The sequence below is a fragment of the Maribacter corallii genome (genome assembly GCF_047345415.1).
Lineage (GTDB): Bacteria > Bacteroidota > Bacteroidia > Flavobacteriales > Flavobacteriaceae > Maribacter_C.
In genome coordinates this window covers 256,280-276,105 of the sequence record NZ_JBLFEP010000002.1, presented here as the reverse complement: position 1 = coordinate 276,105, position 19,826 = coordinate 256,280, and the positions used below count along the sequence as shown (strand labels likewise).

Annotated in this window: 15 protein-coding genes; 3 read left to right on the top strand and 12 right to left on the bottom strand. The window is 42.9% G+C overall.

What is annotated here, in order from left to right:
- Positions 1-225: 225 nt before the first annotated feature.
- Both ACKWCA_RS06505 and hemH read right to left on the bottom strand, forming a co-directional pair.
- Positions 226-1,599, bottom strand: coding sequence for an MATE family efflux transporter (locus tag ACKWCA_RS06505; RefSeq protein WP_413977358.1), 1,374 nt, complete (start codon positions 1,597-1,599; stop codon positions 226-228).
- A 144-nt stretch (positions 1,600-1,743) separates the two neighbouring features.
- Positions 1,744-2,775 carry a ferrochelatase gene (gene hemH / locus ACKWCA_RS06500; RefSeq protein WP_413977357.1) on the bottom strand — a complete coding sequence of 344 codons (1,032 nt, stop codon included), beginning with the start codon at positions 2,773-2,775 and terminating at the stop codon, positions 1,744-1,746.
- Between the two features lie 244 nt (positions 2,776-3,019).
- Here hemH and ACKWCA_RS06495 point away from each other — a divergent pair, with 244 nt between their 5' ends.
- Positions 3,020-6,556: a TraB/GumN family protein gene (locus ACKWCA_RS06495; protein WP_413977356.1), complete on the top strand. Its 3,537-nt coding sequence runs from the start codon at positions 3,020-3,022 to the stop codon at positions 6,554-6,556.
- Positions 6,557-6,608: 52 nt separating this feature from the next.
- On the opposite strand, the gene ACKWCA_RS06490 is transcribed toward ACKWCA_RS06495, so the two are convergent.
- The 8 genes from ACKWCA_RS06490 to ACKWCA_RS06455 form a co-directional block, all read right to left on the bottom strand.
- Complete coding sequence (locus ACKWCA_RS06490; protein WP_413977355.1) at positions 6,609-8,288, bottom strand: hypothetical protein; 1,680 nt, start codon at positions 8,286-8,288, stop codon at positions 6,609-6,611.
- Positions 8,289-8,292: 4 nt separating this feature from the next.
- Positions 8,293-8,709, bottom strand: coding sequence for a VOC family protein (locus tag ACKWCA_RS06485; RefSeq protein ID WP_413977354.1), 417 nt, complete (start codon positions 8,707-8,709; stop codon positions 8,293-8,295).
- Positions 8,710-8,785: 76 nt separating this feature from the next.
- The gene (locus tag ACKWCA_RS06480) at positions 8,786-9,190 is read right to left on the bottom strand and encodes a DUF3592 domain-containing protein (RefSeq protein ID WP_413977353.1); all 405 of its coding nucleotides are present in this window, start codon (positions 9,188-9,190) and stop codon (positions 8,786-8,788) included.
- Between the two features lie 77 nt (positions 9,191-9,267).
- Complete coding sequence (locus ACKWCA_RS06475; protein WP_413977352.1) at positions 9,268-9,786, bottom strand: hypothetical protein; 519 nt, start codon at positions 9,784-9,786, stop codon at positions 9,268-9,270.
- A complete protein-coding gene (locus ACKWCA_RS06470) occupies positions 9,783-11,033 on the bottom strand; it encodes a DUF6638 family protein (RefSeq protein ID WP_413977351.1) in 1,251 nt (416 codons plus the stop codon). Before ACKWCA_RS06470 ends, ACKWCA_RS06475 begins: the two co-directional genes overlap by 4 nt.
- A complete protein-coding gene (locus tag ACKWCA_RS06465; RefSeq protein ID WP_413977350.1) occupies positions 11,033-12,994 on the bottom strand; it encodes an AAA family ATPase in 1,962 nt (653 codons plus the stop codon). Before ACKWCA_RS06465 ends, ACKWCA_RS06470 begins: the two co-directional genes overlap by 1 nt.
- 174 nt (positions 12,995-13,168) lie before the next feature.
- Entirely contained in the window at positions 13,169-14,221 is a 1,053-nt protein-coding gene (locus ACKWCA_RS06460; protein WP_413977349.1) for a hypothetical protein, read from the bottom strand.
- 103 nt (positions 14,222-14,324) lie between these two features.
- Positions 14,325-15,665: a coiled-coil domain-containing protein gene (locus tag ACKWCA_RS06455; RefSeq protein ID WP_413977348.1), complete on the bottom strand. Its 1,341-nt coding sequence runs from the start codon at positions 15,663-15,665 to the stop codon at positions 14,325-14,327.
- Between the two features lie 305 nt (positions 15,666-15,970).
- Here ACKWCA_RS06455 and ACKWCA_RS06450 point away from each other — a divergent pair, with 305 nt between their 5' ends.
- Both ACKWCA_RS06450 and ACKWCA_RS06445 read left to right on the top strand, forming a co-directional pair.
- Positions 15,971-17,353 (top strand): hypothetical protein, encoded by a 1,383-nt coding sequence (locus ACKWCA_RS06450; protein ID WP_413977347.1) that lies wholly within the window; start codon positions 15,971-15,973, stop codon positions 17,351-17,353.
- Between the two features lie 118 nt (positions 17,354-17,471).
- Complete coding sequence (locus tag ACKWCA_RS06445; RefSeq protein WP_413977346.1) at positions 17,472-18,323, top strand: N-acetylmuramoyl-L-alanine amidase-like domain-containing protein; 852 nt, start codon at positions 17,472-17,474, stop codon at positions 18,321-18,323.
- Between the two features lie 123 nt (positions 18,324-18,446).
- On the opposite strand, the gene ACKWCA_RS06440 is transcribed toward ACKWCA_RS06445, so the two are convergent.
- Entirely contained in the window at positions 18,447-19,385 is a 939-nt protein-coding gene (locus tag ACKWCA_RS06440; protein ID WP_413977345.1) for a hypothetical protein, read from the bottom strand.
- The gene (locus tag ACKWCA_RS06435; RefSeq protein ID WP_413977344.1) at positions 19,375-19,779 is read right to left on the bottom strand and encodes a hypothetical protein; all 405 of its coding nucleotides are present in this window, start codon (positions 19,777-19,779) and stop codon (positions 19,375-19,377) included. Before ACKWCA_RS06435 ends, ACKWCA_RS06440 begins: the two co-directional genes overlap by 11 nt.
- Between the last annotated feature and the right edge of the window lie 47 nt (positions 19,780-19,826).

Sequence of the window (19,826 nt, the reverse complement as noted above, 5' to 3'; positions counted from 1 at the left end):
ACAATTTAACACTTAAATAACGAATCCTAAATACCTGTTATCGGGTATTTGCACCCATTTAACGTGTATTTGAAACAATTTTCCAGGTTTTGGTTTAAGATGAAAGAAACAGTCTTTTCAGAAGTAAGTAAATCCTTATTGAATACTTCTGATTTTCGAAAGCACCCTCGTATGACATAGGATTTTCTATAGGTCATCACTCTCTATTCCCAGCCCACTACCCAACTACAATGTATGCTTTATTTCTTTTCTCAGATAAAGCCCGGTTACCATAGTGGCCAATAGGTCAGAAATTGGAAAAGAAATCCATACTCCCAATTCCCCACAGAATCGGGGCAGTATCAAGATCAATGGGATAAAAAAGAACCCTTGGCGTGTAAGTGTCAACAAAAGAGCGGGTATCGCCTTTCCAATGGCCTGAAAGTAGGCGGCTCCAATAAGTTGTAGTGCAATAATCGGGGTAGCCGCAAAAACCCAGCGCATCGCACTAGGGGTATGTTCTAGAACAAAGGCATTGGTCGCCAATTCCAAGTCAGACTGGTCAGGTCTACTGCTTAGAAAGAGCGAAGCAATTTCAGTTGGGAAGATAAAAAGTCCGAGAAAGACCAAGGTGGCTAGCAGTGCTGCATATTTGACTGCCGTGAAAATGCTTTCCTTGACCCGTGCAAAGTGCTTTGCACCATAATTGAAGCCTGCTATGGGCAAAAAGCCCTGGGTAATACCGAACACCGGAAACAAAGCGAACATCAACATGCGACCGATTATCGCATAGACTGCTACCATGGCCTCACCTCCCAAATTGAAAAGTATATTGTTCATCAACAAATAGGTGATGCTGACCACCGCTTGGCGCGATAAGGTTACAAATCCAAGGGAGCTAATTTCCTTAACAATGGTAAAATCAAGGATAAAACAATATCGGGTTAATTTTAATTCGGAATTTTTGGACAAAAAGAAGTACAGTACATAACCAAAACATAGTACATAGCCAATGGTCGTTGCCCAAGCCGCTCCATGCATGCCCCAATCAAAAACATAGATAAAGACATAGTCCATCAGCAAGTTTCCTATAGACGGAATAATCATGGCGACCATCGCAAATTTTGGTTTCCCTTCGGCCCGAATTACCGTATTGCCCATCATACAGAGACCCAGAAACGGAATACCATAAAGTACAATGGTATAATAGACTTTGGCAAGTTCAAAAATAGATCCTTTTCCGCCGAAGGCGGGAATCAAGAAGTCGGCAAAGTAAAGTCCTAAAAGCGCCATTGAAATGGTGACCAAGAGGGTCATGGTAATCTGATTGCCAAAGGTTTTCACCGCTTTCGCCTTGTTATCGGCACCCAAAGCCCTAGAGATGATACTGGACCCCCCGATACCAACCGCCATACCCAAAGCACCGATAAAAAAAGAAACCGGTAGAACTACATTAATCGCCGCAATAGCGATGGAACCAATCCAGTTACCGACAAAAATGGAATCTACCAAGATATTCAATGACATCACCAGAATACCGATACTGGCAGGCACCGCTTGTCTGATCAGGAGTTGCCCTATCGGTTCTGTTCCCAGTTGTTCTGATGAGACTTTTGCCATGGTTTATGTGCTGAACTAATTAGCTTTGGGATGGTTCGTCGTCCCCAAAAATGGAATTGAAAACACAGACTTCAACTTCTCGAGCGCCTGTCTTGCGTCCATTCGAAAGGCTCGAAACCACCGTTAATCCTGAAAATCGAAATACTATACTGGTAAGACTCCGCTAACTTCCCACTCGTTCATCCATTTGGCCATCACTTTGACCCAGGCCTCACCATCGTTTAGACACGGAATATGTTTGTACTGCTCGCCGCCCGCTTCTTCAAACTGTTCTTTTCCTTCCATAGCGATTTCCTCCAAGGTCTCGAGACAGTCGGAAACAAAAGCAGCGGTTACTACGGCCAACTTGGTTTTACCCTCTTTTGCCAAGCGTTCGAACTCAAAGTCGGTATAGGGTTTCAACCAGGGATCCCCCGCGAGACGCGACTGAAAAGAGGAACTCACTTTTTCTTCGGGCAGCCCTAATTCAGCTTTGACCAATTCGGTGGTTTCATATACTTGATGGCGGTAACACGTATGGTGTGCTACAGAGTTGACGCTACAACAGCTACCATCGATTTTACAATGAAAGCGCGTAGGATCCGATTTACGGATATGTCGTTCAGGGATACCATGATATGAGAATAGAATGTGGTCATAGTCAAAGTCCTTGAGTCCTTCCGCGATGCTCTCGGACAATACCTTGATGTATTCGGGACTCTTATAGAATGCGGGCAAGGTGGTCAGCTTCATTTCCGGAAAGGATTGCTCCTTTACTTCCATGGTTTTCACAACCACGGTCTCATACGAGGACATCGCATAATGTGGATACAAGGGTACCAAAAGAACCTCATCAACACCTTGATCCTTGAGTTGCTGCAATCCCTTTTTGATGCTCATGCTACCATAACGCATACCCAGGGCAACGGGCATTTTCGTGTGGGCCTTCACCTTTTCGGTAAATCGTTCTGACAATACAATTAAGGGAGAACCTTCTTCCCACCAAATCTTGGCATAGGCCTTTGCGGATTTCTTGGGGCGGGTCTGTAAAATGATTCCTCTTACCAAAAGGGTACGCAACCATTTAGGCGCATCGATTACGCGCTCATCCATTAAGAACTCATCGAGGTATGGCTTGACATCTTTGGCGGTGGGACTATCCGGAGAACCTAAATTCACCAATAAAACTCCTTTCATAGCATTCTATTTTCCGATTGCAAAAATACGGTTTGAGAGGCAACTTGTCTTTAATTCACAGCATAACTTTTTTGATGGTGTCATAATGAATATCGATTCTAAATGGAATTTTCAAAATAAGGAAAATACCAGCTGAAATTCCCCGTTATAATAGAGATCTATAAAACTTTCACAGTTTTTAGGGATAAAATGAGGTTTGTACTTCTTTAAATTTGTAAAAACCCAGACGACCAAAACCACCTTTATGCGAATAGTTATACTACTACTTTTTGCGTTTTTTTCGATTGCGGGATTGTCACAAGAGCAAAATAGCCTGCTTTGGGAGATTTCCGGCAATGGTCTGAAAGAGCGTTCTTATCTCTATGGTACCATGCACGTGAGCAAACGTATCGCCTTTCGTTTGGATGACGTTTTTTACGAAGCCCTAGACCAAAGCGATGTTATCGCCTTGGAATCGGATCCCAGTACGTGGCTGGACAACGAAGATGCTATGGGGATGAGCGGATATGGTCAAGGCAATGGGTTCGTTTCAAAAGGTTTCTATCGATACCCCTTTATGGTAAAAAACCCAAAGAAAGAAGAATTGGGTGCCTATATTGCCTTTGAAGACCGACGTATCAACTCCATTCTATACCGCACTACCGAATACTCCCAAAACTTTGAGGAGGAGACCTACCTCGATATGTTTATCTACCAAGCGGGCAGAAAGTTCGATAAACCCGTATTGGCCCTAGAAGACCTAGAAGAGTCTTCGGCGCTTGTGGGGCGGGCAAGTTTGAATGCGGTAAAACCCAAACCCGATGAATGGTTGCAGAAAAAAATGCAAGAGCAAGATCCACTATCGCTCTTACAAGACGCCTATCGCAATCGCGACATCAATATGCTAGATTCTATAGATAAGGCCATGTACACCCAACATTATCTCAAGAACATGCTCTTTATAAGGAACCAAAATATGGCCCAGAAACTCGACTCTGCCATTCGTAAGGCGAAGGTCTTTGCCGGTATCGGCGCCGCTCACTTACCTGGTAAACAAGGGGTAATCGCCATGTTACGTGAAAAAGGATACACGCTAAAACCTTTGGTTTCAAGAACTACGAATAGGGGAAAACGAATCAAGGAGAAGATAGATACCACTTTACGTGAGAATCGTTATTTCAAGGTTCAGCCGGACGATGGCTTTTTCAGTATAGCACTACCGAACAAATTATATCCGATCACAGAGAATGTGACCACAACCTATATAGCTCCCGATCTGGCCAATGGAAGTTATGTTATGCTCAATCGTATCCCTATTTTTCCGTTTTTGAGGCCAGATGGGGAATATACGCTCGAGACCATTGATAAGCTCCTATTTGAAAATATTCCTGGTAAGATTTTAGAGAAAACCACAATTACCAAAAACGGGCTTCAGGGGCTCGATATCAAAAATCAATTGAAGAACGGTGACCGACAACGCTATCAAATCTTTCTTTCACCTTTGGAAATATTGATTTTCAAAATGGGTGGTGAGGGTGATTATGTACATACCTATTCCGATACCATTTTCAATAGTTTGAAATTCAAAGACTTTGAAAAAAGGCTATCGCCCGTTTCTTCCCACTATCAGGATTTCGAGATTCGGATGCCATCGCTGTATACGTTTACGAACCGCACGCGTAAGGGCGATCGTTTCGTTCATGGTTATGACTCCATTACCGACTCGTATTATTTCTTGAAAAAGGCAACGCTCAATGATTTTGCGTTCATTGAAGAAGATGCCTTTGAGCTCAAACAGATACAAAAGCGGTTCTACCAAGATCTAAAGCTGAATCCCGAATACCAAACTCTTCAAGGAAATCATTTGGATTCGAAGGCCGTCATTGACTCCGCTCGAAGTAAACAGTTGTACCTGAGAAGCGTTTTCAAAAGGGGCGATTATTATTTATTAGGGACCGTTACCGCCGAAAGTGCACAGGCAAGGGCATTTTTTGAGTCTTTTAAAATCGAAGATCCCGCATATCACGAACCCTTTGAGACCGTCACGGATACCGCTTTGTTTTTTAGTACCCAAACCTCCGTAAAGCCGGCGAAATTCGTTGAAAACAGCAACAACTACTATACTGGTCAAAACAAACCCAAGGCCTATAGTGCTTACAACAAGAAAACCATATACCAGAATAAAAACAACGAAGCAGTTGCGGTGGAATTGAACAAATCACATGACTTTTTGATGTTCGAACATATAGACTCGGTATGGGCCCTCCGTAAAAAGATATACGCCGACAAGCGCTTTACAATACAGAATGAATCGTGCCAAACCTCGGCCACCGGGGAACATATATTGGACCTTGTATTGACGGATACGGCTAGCACTAGGGGGATATGGATCAAAAATGTGGTCAAAGATGGCTTACTGTACGAGGTCAAGGCCAAAATCGACACCGTTCATAAGCCGACGAAATTCGTTCGCGAATTCTTTGAAAATTTTAGACCGATGGATACCATTATCGGTAGTTCTATTCTAGAAGATAAGACCGCTACCTTTTTTGCAGCACTCCGAAAAAATGATAGCATTGTGAAAGAAGGCTATCCCTTTGTACGGTTTCAAAACAAGCATATCGATTCGTTAAAATATTATATTTCGGAATTCCATTATCCCGAAGACAAAAAGGACATCCAATCCCACTTGATCCAGAAGTTGTCACGTTTAGATGACCCCGATGTCATCCCTTTTTTCAAGGATTTCTATTTGAAGTCATACAATAACTCCAGTGCACAGACCTTAATACTTAGTGCGATTACCAAAAAGGCGGATGAGGAGTCGGTAGCCTTGTTACTTGAGTTGATGTCAAAAGACCTACCCTTGGTCTCGAACACTTTCGATATCCAAAATATTTTCAAGCCCTATAGCGATAGTCTACCCCTTGCAAGGAACCTCTATCCTGAAATCCTTGATTACAGTGCCATAGAAGAATACAAGTCTCCTATTTTCACAATGTTGGCGAAACTACAATCTAACGGATTGGTCAAAGCAAGGAGCTATAAGAAATATCGTAAGCAGATTTTAAACGACGCCAAGATTCAATTGAAAAGGCAACTGGGCAAGGTAGGAGGAGCGACCAATAGAGCTGCAAATTATTACAATACCCAAGCCAATTCCTTTACTAACAGCACCAAAGTATTGGAAGACTACGCCATTTTACTGTACCCATTTATTAAAGAAAAAGAGGTGAAGCAGTTTTTCAATCGTCTACAATTGATACGCGACCCAAAAATCAGAACAACATATGCGACCCTATTGTCCGAAAATGAACTTACCGTACCAAGAGCTTTACTGGACACACTCGCTGCCGACCTGAATAGTAGGGTGCTGTTATTCAACAAATTGAAGAACACAGGTAAACTGAATCTATTCCCAATTCGCTATAAGAACACAAAACATCTGGCTGAGGCCTTGGTCTTTGATACCTACCATTTCAACGCTGAACGTGATTCGATACACTTTTTAAAACAACAACCCTTGAGTTATAAAGGAAAGAACTACACGGGTTATTTTTTCAAAACTCGAAAAGGGACCGATTACGACAAAAATTTCAAAATCCATCTTTTAGTCTTTGATCCTGCGGAAAGACTTTCTCCTAGACCCTTTTACAAAAGCGATGGATTGAGAATCGAAGATACCGACACCGACAAGGAAGCAATACAGTATGCTTCTGAAGCCTTTGTCTTAAAAGACCGAAAACGTGCAGAAGTCTATCGCCCCAATTCGTATGGTGGCTATGGGTATCATGGATTTTAATACAGCTCGGACACCTTCATTTTCAATGCACTGAAAACTGGACCTTTGTCTTCTATTTTAGGCTATCGGAAAGTACCTCAGCTGCTTTCATTGCCATGGAGTCGATTTCGATTTCCATTACGGGAATAGAATCCATTGCGGCGGGATTCATATCCAAATCGTTTTTATTCGGATAGAGCTGTTCTTCGGTCAGGTTTTCAGAGGCCTTCCACGTTTCACCTAATTGGTTCAGAATAGTGGTCGTCCATTTAGAGGGATGCTTAGCATCGATCCAGATGACATCACGATATTCGGCATCGACCAAGGCCAAGTCGGGCGTTGCAGCCCCATCGAATTGTTTGCTATCATCTCGAATAGCAGCAACAGTACCTAAAACGAACATTCGTTTCTTACCTGCGATTTTCTTTATAAACGGGCGAAATTCCACTGGCTTATTCACGGACCAGTCGTACTCCTTTTTTGATTCTATGACCTTCAGCGGCATTGCGGATACTCCTGCATACCCTTCTTTTTTCGCTGAATGGTCGTAATAGTATAATTTCTGGGTTCCATCGGCCGGAATCATTACGCTAAATGCCAAACTGGTGCGCTCATCTCCAATCGGCTCAAGACCAAACCAGTGGTAGAGTCCATTTACGGCCTCGGTCGGCATCCCTTCAAAATCAAAATCGGTCACATAAGGTTGCTGGTTTTGGTCTTCGGGCAACTCTGGAATTTTGACCGCTGTCTTCATGTTCCAGGGCAGGGGATCGGTAAACCCTCCGAGAAATTGAAGCGATTGTGCTTGTAGCTGCGAAATACGTTCGGCCAAGGTATTCTGGCCTTTCAGATAGGGGTACTCCTGAATCTCGTCCGGGGCGATATAGCTTCCTTTCCCTATGGTTATACGTTCTAGATAGTCTTGCAGGTCATGTTCTCCCGAATCAACGACCATCACTCCGCCATATGTCGGGTAGGGAAAGAAGAAGCCTTTCCATTTGATCAAGTTCACCACTTGCACCCAATTGCCTGCATCGTTTTTCATGTAAAAAACATCACTAGGCTCCATAGTGAACAACTGAAAAAAATTGAAGCGCTGTACCACGGCGTTATAGGTGTTACGACTAAAGGCCAATGATTCTCCGATCGAAAAGGTAACCGGCACGCGATTCTCATTTGAAAAACGGGGGAAGGGCGAGGTACTCTCCACGACGAAAATCTCTTCGGTATTATCATTCATCCGTTGCCACGTATACTCTTTGGCCGGTTGAACCGCCATGGTCCATTGATTGGTACTATCGACACGCACCAGCTGTGGCAATGACACCTCTTGGGTCTCCCCTACCGATTCGTAGGCCATGGTCACGATATTATTAAAGGGCTGTATCCGCTCGTTTTGCGTAAGTGGGAGCTCCTCAAGTTCTTCTAAATTCAAATTATTGAAGACGTTGTAGGTCTGCATATAGTTGTACAGATTCAATTTCCATCCGAAGAACCACAACGTGGCAAAAAAAGCAGCGATACCCACAAGAATCAACAGGCGTTTTACTGTACTGGCGGCGTTCCTGAACTTCGCAAGGGTAAACCATAAAAAGCCGATCCCCAAGAGGATTATAAAAATGTATTTTCTTAGAAACAGCAAGACGGGTTGATAGTCATCCCGAAGAAAAAACAACAATAGCACGAGGATGATTCCACCAATGATGACGATTCGTTTTTGTTTTTTCCCTTTTTGATAGTATGATTTGATCATTTTTTTAATTTTTTATCAGTCCTGTATTCTGATTACTCGGTTCTAGTAAATCCCATAGATTTCCGTAGAGATCTTCGAAAACGGCAACCGTGCCATAGTCGTATTCCGTAGGAGGTCGTGTAAAACTAATCCCTCTCTCTAGCATCGCATTGTAGTCTCTCCAGAAATCATCCGTGAAAAGAAATAAAAACACCCTTCCTCCGGTTTGGTTTCCAATGCTTTCCGCTTGCCTTTCATTAGCGGCTTTTGCCAGCAACAAGCTACACTCGTCTGCTCCCGGGGGAGCGATGACCACCCATCTTTTTTCATCACTCAACTTGGTGTCTTCCAGAACTTGGAAATCCAATTTTTCCGTGTAAAACGCTAGGGCCTCATCATAGTCTTTTACGACCAGGGCAATATGCGCAATTCTTTGTTTCATTGATTTCGTTCCCTTTTTTATTCGCATCCTTATTTCACTTCCCACCTAGCTCAAATGCTACTTTCAATTTACGCCTTTATAACGTGTAGAGCAGGTAGCCTCCACCAATTATCAGAAGGGATGACGCGCTACACAACAAAATGATGCACCAACGGTACAAGCCCCAAAACGAAAGGGTTTTTACTTCGTCATCATCGTGTTCGTCATACACTATCTTGACTTTTTCCCCTATCTTATATGCCGGTGGACGTGAGCTTACCTCACTTCGATATCTACGTAGTTTTTGCTGACGGTCCGTAAATTCAAAAACAGGTTTATAGGTTGAGCCGTCGCTGTCATGTACCGTTATCATATCAACAACGGTAGCCGCTGTTTTTATTCCGGTACTCAGCAGGTCTCGTGTATTGTTATAGGAACGCATTGCGAAATACAACAAAACCATTCCGACGGCGAACAACCCCCAATACAAATACTGTATCATCTTCAATAATTAAGCTTTCTTACCACTTCAACTAGCTAGATTATATCCATCTCGATTGTGTTCGATGTGACGGTAAGCTACTTGATCATCCCTTTATCCTTCAGTCGATCTCTGGCCGATTTTTTGACCTCGGCTTCCGGTTGCTTTTCTTCGACTGTTTGCTGGTGGGGTTCTTCCTTGACCTCTTCATCACTATCTACCAAATCTTCCACGAACTCCTTTCCCTTGTCAAACACTTTTTCAAGATTTTCCTTGCTCGTACTATCCCTCGTAAAAATCACTGCGGAAGCGATATAGCTCCCGATCAAGGTTCCCACTATAGCGGATGCAAAATACTGAATGAAGAAAACGTTGATCGGGGTTACAAAAGTGACCAGGGCAGCACCAAGTGCAAATGCGACAGTTACCCAAACCAACCGAACTAAAAATGGCTGTTGATGCAAAAACCCTTTTCGGTTATCAGACCTCATTTGCAAGTCTTTCGCATGGGTAATCCGATTTCCCAAGCGATAGAGCTTGTTACTTTTTGACTCGCTCCAATACCAAACTATTCCGAATAGGATCGCTCCGATAAATACAATGATTTCTAGTGTCATATGCCCTGTTTTTTATTGTTTTCAAGAATCTCATCGATGACCCAATCTTGATAATCCGGATTCCAGGCGGTAAAGATGTTATAGAATTGTTCTTTGTCATACCAATAGAGGTGTACCGGATCTTTGGGTACGATCTTGGAAAGTAACTTCCAGGCTAATTCTTCCTCCTCTTCGCTTAACGAAGGATGTGGTTCATGCAGTATTTTGACAAAATGTTCATCGACATACTCCGCGATTTTCAAGTTCTTGTCAACGATCAAGCGTTGGTAATATAACTCAACCCCCGATATCTTTTTCTGCGTCTCCTTCGGTAGTTTGTTCAGGTACTTCTTGAACAAGAAATGACTGTCCAAAATTTCACTTAAGGGATGGTCGGTCTTTGTGGTCTCCTCAACGAAAACATGCTTTTTGACGCGGTCATATCTAGGGGTGCGCATAGCGCCCTTAAAATCTTTTCGAAGCACCATATTACTTACCAAGGCCTCCATCAATTCGTCATGGTCTTTGTGAAACAATAAGATATCATGCGCAGTATCATTGATGGCACTCTTAAACACCTTTTCATCTTCGAACACCAATATTTTCTTTACAAAATTCTTTAGCACGAACACCCCACCGAAGGCCCTGGTATGAAATGATTTGACCTTTAATTTGATAGGATCCAACTTCAATTTCCGCCCGCGCAGATCTCCGTATTCCTTGGCTGATTTAAGGAGGTGGTTGTGCACATCACGATCAATGAAATTGTTATCGCGGTTAAAGAAATTGATAAACGCCTGCTGCTCTAGTTGCTTCTTATCCAAATCGTTCAAGACCGCAAATGAAACTTCAATGGTGTCATACCGAAGTAGATCAAAAGGATCGAAAAAAGCATCGATCCGTTGATCTAAATGAAGCACTAGGGCGGCGTCTTTGGTGATATCACGAATCTCTCGCCCATAGGCCGCAAAAACCGCTTCCATCACATCGCGATCAAAACTATGCGAGGGCATATGTACCGGCTTGTCTTTCTGTTGGGGCGAAATGATGATAGCGTTCACATTCGCTTCGCCCGTATTCAAATAATAGTTTTCCTTTTTCTCAACGGCGACTTCAGGGCTCCATCCCATACCGTCAATGGAAAACGTCTTTAGCTTGGTCGGTTTTACCCCCAGCATATCCAAGCATTCATTATAGCGTTTCGCCAGTGAACCAGAGAGCACAACCATGCCTCCACCGAATAAACCCGATGCCCTTAATTTCTCCATTAGCTTCCTTGCTCAAATTGTTTGCTGGCTGCCCGTTGCACGTTCATGTCGTGTACACGACCGGCTACTTTTCGTTTGAAGTCGGTATCGGCAATAGTGGCCACATTATCTAAATAGCGAATTGTTTCCTGTCTTCGGATGTCGGAGAAATCAAGACCCTTCATATTGGCTTTCATGAGTTCTTTGAGCATTCCGAACTTCGTATCATAGTCCTTTTGAAAATACAGGGCAGGATCATTGAACCATTCTTCCGGGAGGTCAAAATCGGTCAGGCGCAGCGAAACGGCACTTTGAATATTTCGAATATCCCGTGAAGAGAAAAAGGGAAACGACTGTTGGATGTTATTGTATAGTTCCGCAAAAAACAGATGCTCATCGGTTTGGTGCTTCGCCGCTGTTTGTTCATAAATCTCTAAGACCTTTGCCTCGGTCGGTTTTTCGGATTGGTTTAAAATCTCACTCAGGTTCTTTGCCAAGCCCTGTGCGCTCAAGAATTCATAATCCTTCGGATTTTGCATATTCACAAACTCGGGCATGGTCTCTTGAAACTTGCTCCACCAAATGTAGTCTTGATCCACAAAATCGGGAATGGTGCGGGCCCCATCGATCTTAAATCGTCCTTGTACACGCGAAATGACCGCTTTATCCAACATTTCCGGAAGATTCGTGAACAAACCGATCGAACTATTTCCATAATTAATGGCATAAGCCCCTTCGGTATATCTCAGAAAAACGCCGATGACTTCCTTGACCCCGGCAGATACCCCCTGTGCGGTTCGCTCCTGTAAATTGTTCTCCGCATCGTCAATCGGTGCAAAAATCAGTTTGGTCGGGTCTTGTAAAGGTTTCATCCATTGTACCATTTTTTCTGCGGATCCCCCTTGAAAAGTAGATATCAAGGTATCCGGCATCGGGTGGAACAAAAACGGAATATCGAGCGCATCACACTGCTCCTTAAGTTTCGTGGCAATGGCCGCGATCAGCATACTTTTTCCTGTTCCCGGAATACCATATCCCATAAAGACCGGCATAAATCCGCCTAGTTCTTGAAACGGATTTTTCTTCACCTCAAAATCATAGCTCATCATCCGTTCGGTCAAGCGGCGGGCAAAGTGTTTTGCATCACGGTTACCCACGATTTCCTCAAATCGGATTTTGTTGAACTCCACACTGACGGCAGTTCCTTCAAAGGCATTGTTCCATCCAGAAATCGCAAACTCGCTTTTTTCAAGCTTATAGGTGCGGTCGGTTATAGTTTCGGTATATTCAAACGTACCCAGACGTTGTTGTATTTCCGAAATCAAGGCCTCAAAGAAGACTACGGTAAAATTGGTTACCTCCTCATCTGAAGTGATGATCTCAGGGTGGCCCATATACTTATCATAGTAGAACAGCATACATGAAACGCCTTTGAGTGGCGATAGCACCGAAAGCTCGGGAATACCGGCAAACTTATTTTTCATCACGCTCAGATCATCCGAAGCCACTGGTTTCAAGTCGAACAGAATACGACAAGCGATTCCGTGCAGCATAAAAGCTGTGGCGGTCTGTTGTTTGGAATCATATTCACGCCGCTGTGCTACATCTAAGGTCGATTTTCGCTCATTTAATGCAGATAATCCAGAAGCATCGGAATAACTGTCCCGCAACCAAATGCCCATGGTCAATCCTTCCTGTAACGCGAATAACGCACGGTTCAGGTGCAAAGGAATCGCCACCGAATCAGGCAGTAACCGCTTTTTCAGGGCTAAAATGGTCTTGGACACCGAAATCACTTCATTGGCCGCATTGCCTGTTGCCTTTGATAAGTATAAAAGAATCGATTCATCCTTTTTATTCTTATTCCGGCTTTTGGCTTTTCCGCCTTGCTCCCATTGGATTCCTTTTAAATAGGAAGTCGCCTCATCGCGAACTGCATTGAGTTCGGAGTTCTTTATGGGAAATGTACTGTTGTGTTCCATTTGCTATTCTTTTAAACTACTGCGCTTTTGGATTTTCGACCTATGACGTTTGACTTACTGTTCCTATGTATTAGAGCTCTTTTCCTAGAAGATAGACCTCTAGTGCCAGGGTTGTTCGAGCCACACTTGTATCGCCTCCCTTTTCGTTGTTACGTTCTATATACTTTTCACACCTCACTCTAGTTTCAAACTTGAAATCTCAATCGGATTTCCTGTCAAGGCATTGATGGTTTCGGGGATGTTATCATACAACGCCTGCATCACCCGATGTGGGCAAAACAGATAGCTCTTTCGTTTTGATTTTTCCCAAACTTGCAAGGTTTGCTTCTTGAAAAAACCACCCTCCTTGAATTCCGAGGTGGAAATCGCTTCATCGGCATGCAGCGAAATCGCGTAGGCCGAAAGGTCAAAGGTCTTTTCTACGATGGCCTTTAGAATAACGTGGGTTACCTCGAGTTCATCTTTGGCAAAGACACTGTGCAAAGGACCCAAATCCAACTTTTTGATCCGTTTTGGAAATACGTTCGGTAATTTTTTATCGATGGCATAGGCCATCATATCAATGGGCATATCACGGTCTGAGCTCTGCTTCAAGACCGCGTACAATTCAGCTTTGATATCTTCCGCCTTTTCTTTGTTCAAATCAAAGTACATAAAGCAGATAAACGGTCGATTAAAGGTTACATCATAGAAGGACCAACTCACCATATACTCCGCATCAAGGCCCATAACGGGGATTATTTTACCCTGTACAAAACGATTATAGATGAATCGCTTCTCAACGGAGGTATAATAGACTAGGGATGCGGCCTGACGCAACCTTCTATCATTGATCGGTTGCTTATCTTTCATGAGGGTCTCCAAAAATTCCGATTTCAAGCGGGAAACCTCGGGCAGTTTGTTCACGTGTTCTTGTTTCAATTCAAGATCGTTGTACAGGTATCGAAACTCCAAATAACTCGGAAAACCGGATTCGGTCAGGTCGATTCGCATCTTTTCCTCATCGTCAAAGAGGTACTTGATACGGAAGGCTTCTAACGAATACGTTAGCAACTCACCATATTGCTTGACAAAAGTCGCTTCGGCATGGGTACAGATATCCTCTTTTTCCACACTATCGACCAACTCGTTCAATGCATGTACCACAATCTTAAAATAGACCTTGTACTGTTCTTTGGTTTCCAGAACAGCGCTATCTAAAGGCGTAACGATTTGATTGATGGTCATGAAAGAACTAAAATTGGATTAAGGTTTTGTAGCTACCGGTTCTAGCGCTCCGAAACTTCGAAACGCTACAACCAGCTGTTGTTCTATAGTCTATGCTATGGATCTAACTCAATAAGTCATCTTCAGCTTCCGGGGCGGGTGTCGGAGGAGCGTCATCACCATCGTTGGAGGGTGCAGCTCCATCATTGGCATAATACTCTTCGAAAATTTCCTTCATATCGATACCGTAGCGATCGGCGAAATTTTTCTGGATTTCAGAATCCTTGACCCGTATTTCTTGAAGGGCTTCGGCGTAGCTGGAATATACGCCTTGCATTACTTTTTCGTGTACCGGAATATTGTCCATCATTTCTTGGCGTGCTTTGGCACTGGCGGTATGCATCGAAGCTAAGGTTTGACCAATGTGTTCATCCGTCTTAACGCCCAGATGCTCTAAGATAGCGGCGAATTCTTGATCCGTACGCGCTTTTAAGGCCACGACGTATCCGTCATAATATTTCAAGCGCTCATCCGTATCACTCTTTAATTTCGCACGATGGGTCTGTAAATTACTGCGTAATGATGTCAACACCTTGATGGTGAGATTGTGTTTGTGTACAAAACTGTCCTTACTGGCGGCCAGCGTGGTATAGGCATTTTTCAGGCCTTCGAGTTCCTCTACCTTTTGCTCGATGGTCGTGACCTTTCCAATTGCCTCGGAATACGCAGAGGATTGCTTATCCGCAATCTCTTCCAAAGCCTGTCGCGCCTGTTTCAATAAGGCATATTGCTCTTCAAGTTTGTCTTCAGTCTCCTTTTTCTTTTCGAGGGCCTTGGTGTGGTTCTTACTGGCTTCGACAATAGCCACCTGAAGCTTGTCTTCGACCTCCTTGATTTCGCTTTCCCTGTTTTTCAAACGCCCAACAGCGGCTTGACTTTTGTAAGAGAGTTCGTTTAGCAGGGTCTGTACATCGGCAGACTCGATTCGTTCTTGAAACATCTGTTTCGCTTTCAAATCGGCCCCGTCTCTGGTCTTTTGGGCAACCGCCAACTCCTCGGCGCGTTTTTTGATCTTTGATTTTCTTCCCCAAAGGTTGTTCCACCAGTTGTCTTTGACGTTTTCGGCGTCTTCCAAGGCGATCTTGGCCCGCTCGAGTCCTTTTTGGGCGTCGTCGATGACCTTTTGTTCTTCGGCATTAAGGGTAGAGAATTTTTCGAAAATGATGCCGACCTCATCTTGGTAGTCGGTCAGATCTTTGATGGCCTCCAACAGGGACTTTCGATCCTTTTCGGCCATGCCTACCACATCGTCAAGGGTCGCATTCAATATTTTTTGACGTGCCTCGGGGTCATCTTCTTGGGCAAGTTTTGACTTCATCTGGTCAACGGCCTTGCCCCAATTGACATCTACTTTTTCTTGTTCGGAAGCGGAATCGGTCTCTAATAAATCAAAATCGTCGGCCATATGGTTTTTGTTTTTAGTGTTTAACGTTTGCTACCCTAGCCAATCGATATTGGTAAAGTCAAGCAAATAAAAAGTTGGTGAAATAGAACCGGGGTTCTTTATATTGTTCCAATTTCGGCAAAAAAACCGAGGTGTAAAAGCGCTACGGAATATGAGCGCAAATAATTGGTAGCTAAAAATTAAGATTTGTTACACCAGCGCAAAAATTCTTTAATCGATGTTTTTATGGTGTTGACCTAGTAACCGAAGTGCCCTCTTATAATATGTACTACCTTTCCGACAACTATTTTCCAATTCAGTACGAAATGAAACTTATCCAAATACCCCTCTTGTTCTTCGCTTTTTTGATTGTGGTCAATTGTGCCAAAGATGAAGAGCCCACTCCAAATCCGGAAACAGAAGAAAAGCCTATTTCTGAAGTAGAGGAGCCTCAAGAACCTGCTACTGAGGTTTATTTTACCTTCAATGTGGGTTCTTCATATGAATCTGCACCTCCAACTTCAGAACAGGTACAGAATTGGATAATTATCCATGATACAGAAGGTAATCTAATCGATTATAAATCATTTGAAAACGGTGATCAACTAGTATTCGAAAAAGTTCCAGAAGATATTCCTGAACAACTAAATATCACCATATTCAATCATCATTTTCGCATTAAAGAATATAGGCACGAACTTGAAACTTATCCAAATATTAAGAAAGGAAGTAAGTGGTTTTTGAACACATATCGTTATACTGCAAATGAAATAGCCTCCAGTGGTATTTTTAACCAAACAATAAATAACATCCCAAATCCGCCATTAGGAGGCTTCCCCTTTTATTCATTATCGACAAGTAAAAAGTCTGTTTTTCCTGATGGTATTTCAGGAAGTTACGTATTTGGTGGAATCAACATGAAAATGGAGAATATTCCGTTTTATGAAAATCGGGAATATTTGCTTCTTATTGAAGATAGCAAAAACCAGGTATATCACTATACGCTTATTGAGCCAACTCAAAATATTACCCTACCAGAATTAGATTTTGCCGATTTAACCCCTGTAACTCTAGGTGCAAATTTCTCTTTTCCTCCCACAAAATTTAAATCCTTTCTTGCTCGTGGGCTAACGTCAGATCAAAGCTACAATAATGGTGCTTTCACCTTGATGGATGGTCCCGTTAGTGTCTACCCAGAAAGCACATCGAGCAATCGGTCTCGAGTGCAAATACCAATTATCGAAACTTTCGACAAGTTTCAAACAGTAGTTCAAATGGTCATGGACGACTATAAATGGTTTTACAGAAAACAAGGTGATTATCCAAACAACACCTTTGTACCCGATAAACCTATCGTTGAATTCGTCGACAAAAACATCAATAGTTTCACCATCAATACTGATCTAGATTATCAACGTAAAGCAAGTTCTTGGTTCGTACGTAGCGATATAACTGATGATGCAACTGCGGTTACCATAAGAAAAATCCATTCCACTAACACAATCTATCCCACACTTGGACAAATCCCTGAGGAACTGACATCGCTCTATCCACATATTGATTTGGCAAACATTACGTACTCAACTACCGAATTTTGTTTAAGAAGCGAGTCTTATGCTGATTTTATTTTCAACACGTTTGAAACCAACTCAGACTTCTGGAATCGAGATCTAGAATTAGAAATTCTAACACTTTTTAAAGAGGAGTAATTGTTTGTCAAACTTGATATAGTAACTATATGAGTACAGTGCTCCTGTTTTATTGACCGTACTATTTGTGACAAATGTGATTTTATTCTTTTTACGATTTTTCAAGTAATTTTACACAATGAGAAAATCACAATTGCTCTTATGTTCTTTGCTATTTGTTGTTGTAAATAGCGTTGCCCAGCAAATCACATGCTCCCCGGCCGATAAAGAAGCCTTTGAGAATAAGACTATCGAAATCGATGGCTTGCTGGAAGCCGATTTTGGAAAGACCATGGTCGCGGTCGGAAAGACCTTTTTAGAGATTCCGTATGTGGCCAAAACCTTAGAGATCGGCGATACCGAGACCTTGGTCATTAACTTGCAGGGGCTGGATTGTACCACTTATGTCGAGAATGTATTGGCCTTTAGCACTTCACTTAGGGATGGAAAAGCTGACTTTGACAGCTTTATCGATGTATTAAAAACCATTCGGTATAAAGATGGCAAGCTAGACGGATACGGCTCTCGCCTACATTACTTTACTGAATGGATTCGAAATAACGATCAAAAAGGACTCGTCAAAGATATCACTTCTGAAATCGGGGGTATTGCCATTCAAAAGGACATCAATTTTATGGGGACACATCGCGAATTGTATCCCTTTCTGAAAGATGATCGCAACTTTGAAAAAATTCTCGCCACGGAAAAAGAATTGGCCAAAGAAAGCTTTTGTTACCTACCCCAAGACCAAATTGAAGCGAACGAACATTTGATTCAAACCGGGGATATTATTGCTTTGGCCACTTCGATAAAGGGACTAGATGTCACCCATACCGGCATTGCTACTCGTGAAAAGGATGGACGCATTCACTTGCTACACGCTTCTACAGGGTCGATGCAGGTGGAGGTCTCCCAGCTGCCACTGGCCGATTACCTTAAAAAAGTAAATAAGAACATCGGCATCATGGTTGTTCGACCCATGGAGAATTAACTTGGAAAATCTATACCGTAGGCATTAGATATCAAGCCCCAGATAGACCATCACCAAGATGGTCAATAACCAGAGGGCGAATACCAGATGTATGAGTTTGTTTAGTTTGCTAGCTCTCATTTTTTATTTATTTACGAATGAGATGAAATAGTATTTTGCGTCGGTAGGCAGGGAAGTGGTAGCCGTATAATATTTGTTCTTCCAATAGTCGGTTCGGGAGGTTGCGTTAGCCGTCATTCCTTTTGTGCCTTCTACCCTAACTTTGACCAAATTCCAGCCGGGTTGAAACTTTAAATCGTGTACTATTTCGCCTTCACTGCCATTTATTCCATTATCATATGCGGCACCCTGAATACTATGGCCCTGACTCATATACATCCAGTGTGCGGTGTACCCATCTCCCGCCTTACCAATACAGCAAGGTGAATTCAAGTTCACTACGGGTTTGATGGCATTCCCTATTTTAAGATTCCCCAATTCTTCTTCACCACGTAAGATGTGCAGACTGAATCTTGTCGAAAAATAGGTAACCTCTTCATTTGAAAATGCCAATGACTCTAGATTGGCCCACATCCCATCTCCTTCGTTATCGGCCTTCTCAATCGGTGTTCTTGGCCATTTTGAACTATCGATATTCGGAAGTTTCAAGGTGACTTGTCCGTTAGCGGAAACCTCGCCCACCTTTAGATAGTCCGCAGGTTTATTCCATCCATTTGAAAACCGCACTTTAATATCGGCCTTGCCGTATGGCCAGTTACTAAATTTACCTTGCGTATTGCTGGCGATGGTATTCCTCCAATAAAATTCATCTTCCGACTTCTTTTCGGCGGCTCTATTTTTAACTTCTTGCGCCTTTCGGACTTCCGCTCTTTCTTTCGTGCGATTCTCATTGGCCTTTTCGCCCATTGCCATCACCTGCTGCATAAAGGCCTTTTGGTCCTCGGGCATGTTTTCCATGATGCTATCCATCATTTTTTGCGCTCGTTTTTCCTCAGGGCTTTGGGCCCTTGCGGTACCCCCCATGATACAGAAGACCATAAAAAATAATAGGTTAGTTTTCATTATTCGTTATTTTTAAAATTAGTTCTGCCTTGCTATGCTCAAGTATCAAGGCCCTTACTTCACCCAATATGATATCATTTCCTTTTTCAAAATCTTCCCCCTTGGAAAAACCTTTCTCCGAGAATAGCTTATGGCCCTTGAACACTTTCACCGTTGATTCGGGTACGGGTACGACATGGGTTCCGTTCATTTGGTACCGACCGACCAAAGTGCCCAAAAAATAAGCGCTTTCAGGGTATATTTCCAAGAGTCTTTTTCTATTGCTTTTATCATTTTCAAAAAGTTCGAGCGCCGTGATTTCCCCATCGGACGATACAATGACGATAAGCTTGGTTTCCTTTGTCGTCTTTGTTTGCGCCTGGGCCAAAAGGTTAAAGGATACTAGTAAAAGCACATATAAAAAAGTTGTATTTCCAATCAAGGGTCTGGGCATTTTGAGTA